Raw genomic sequence first — 1,818 nt, forward strand, 5'->3', positions numbered from 1 at the left:
GACCGGCTGCGTAGCCCAGGTGGTGACCCATCTCCGCGCCCAAGGCTCGTTCGATCACGGCCTTCTTGAACTGCTGGAAGATGCTCTCCAGCTCGGCCGGCATCACCGGCCCGGGGATCAACTGCTCAAGCGCTGCGGCTGAGAATTGCGGCTGCGCCGCCTTGTCCGCAACCATTGCGGTTTTCGATTTGCGTGGCATTCTTGGCAACCCGCACCTGGGCTGATGGTTCATTCCGACCGAGGCAGCCAGTACGCCAGCGCGTCGCATCAGGCATTGCTGGCGCGTCACGGCTTGGTCGGCAGCATGAGCCGCAAAGGCAACTGGTGGGACAACGCGGTGATGGAGCGATTCTTCCTGAGCCTCAAGACGGAGCGGGTCTGGTAGCGTGACTACGCCAACCATGCCGAGGCCGTGACGGACATCGCCGACTACATCGTGGGCTTCTACAACAGCGTGCGTCTGCACTCCAAACTGGGCAACTTGCCACCCAATGCTTTCGAGCAGCAATCGGCAATCAATCAACCTATTTCTGTGTCCGAAAAGACTTGACCGGCACAGCCACGGGCGGTCTGCAAGGCACGGTCGCCCACAGGTTGGGCCTCCTGGACCGAACTTGCCAGATTGGCGGCGTGCACGGCCTCCCGCTGTTCGCTGCGGCGGACAGGCAGCAACTCATGCAGTGCATTCGAGGATGCATGTGTCGTCGGCCATCGCCCTCTCCTCGGTGTGTTGGACTGATTCTGTGCGGGCGGCAGAACCGGAGCCTTGCGCCAACGCAAGCGGTTGCATGCCAGCTGCGCGCGAGGGCTCAGTGGGCCATCAGCACCGGCAAGGTCATCGAGTCCAGCACCGTGCGCGTCGCCCCGCCCAGCACCCATTCGCGCAGCCGGTTGTGGCCATAGGCGCCCATGACCAGCAGGTCGGCCGATGCTTCGGCTGCCAGCGAGAGCAAGGCATCGCCGACGTCCTGCTCGGGCAGGCTGTGCATGGCCATCGGGGCCATCACGTCGTTGAGCCGGAGCCAGCGCTGAAGCGCGACACGGCCCACGCGGTCGGCGTCGCGCGTCCTGGCGTCGCAGGCGATGTGGATGAGTTCCGCCTGGCGCAGCCACGGCAGCGCCGCGGTGACCGCACTCGCGGCTTCTCGCGTGGGCTTCCAGGCCAGCAGCACTTCTCGGCCGATCTGCGTGAAGCTGCCACTGCTGGGCAGGATCAACGCCGGTTTGCCGCTGTCGGTGAGCAGCGTGGCGACGAAGCCGGGCGGCAGCGCGCCAGCCAGTTCATCCTTCGCATCCAGCTGACCCAGCACCAGCAGGTCGGACAGCAGCGCATGTTCGAGCACGGCAGACTCAAAAAGCTCGCTGCCGGTTTCGGCCCAGGTCATGTTGCCCGAAGGCAGCTGGCGTTCGAACAGTGCACGCGCACGTCCGCGCTGCTCGCGGTCCAGCCGTTCGAGCAATGTGTAGGCCGAGGCCGCGCCTTCGGCGCCGGCAAAGGGCATGGCCAGCAAGGTGGGGACCACAGCGTACAGCGCAGTCAGCGCCGCCTGATGATCGCGCGCCAGCGCCTGGGCGACGGTGAGCCGGACGGCTGAGCGGGCCGAAGCGTCGAGGTGGACGAGGATCTGCTTCATGGTGAATGCCTCCGTTTGGCCGGGAATGAAGGAGCGCGCGCCGCCATCATGGGCAGCTGTGCACCATGGGCATTGACCTTCGTCAAGCCGGCCGTTGAAGGCGATGAAAGCCGCGCTTTGCGAACTCCACGCACACCAGGTAGAGCGCCGCGACGCCGGCGATGGCCAGCAGCATGCCGGCCGG

The 1,818-nt window shown here is 65.8% G+C and carries 1 protein-coding gene and 2 pseudogenes; 1 reads left to right on the forward strand and 2 read right to left on the reverse strand.

The annotated features are described in order from the left end of the window. A pseudogene (locus FKP22_RS34595) lies at positions 1-199 on the reverse strand (IS256 family transposase); the annotation flags it as partial. A gap of 6 nt (positions 200-205) precedes the next feature. On the opposite strand from FKP22_RS34595, the pseudogene FKP22_RS29165 reads away from it, so the two are divergent. Further along, positions 206-550, forward strand: a pseudogene (locus tag FKP22_RS29165) (integrase core domain-containing protein); the annotation flags it as partial. Positions 551-809: 259 nt separating this feature from the next. On the opposite strand, the gene FKP22_RS29170 reads toward FKP22_RS29165, so the two are convergent. Then, a complete protein-coding gene (locus FKP22_RS29170; protein ID WP_141291657.1) occupies positions 810-1,634 on the reverse strand; it encodes a universal stress protein in 825 nt (274 codons plus the stop codon). Positions 1,635-1,818 lie beyond the last annotated feature (184 nt).

The organism is Ideonella azotifigens (genome assembly GCF_006519715.1).
Taxonomy (GTDB): domain Bacteria; phylum Pseudomonadota; class Gammaproteobacteria; order Burkholderiales; family Burkholderiaceae_C; genus Ideonella; species Ideonella azotifigens.

Bases quoted from the DNA above. Each gene is read 5' to 3' on its own strand.
- FKP22_RS29170 (WP_141291657.1), bottom strand. From the start codon at position 1,634: ATGAAGCAGATCCTCGTCCACCTCGACGCTTCGGCCCGCTCAGCCGTC.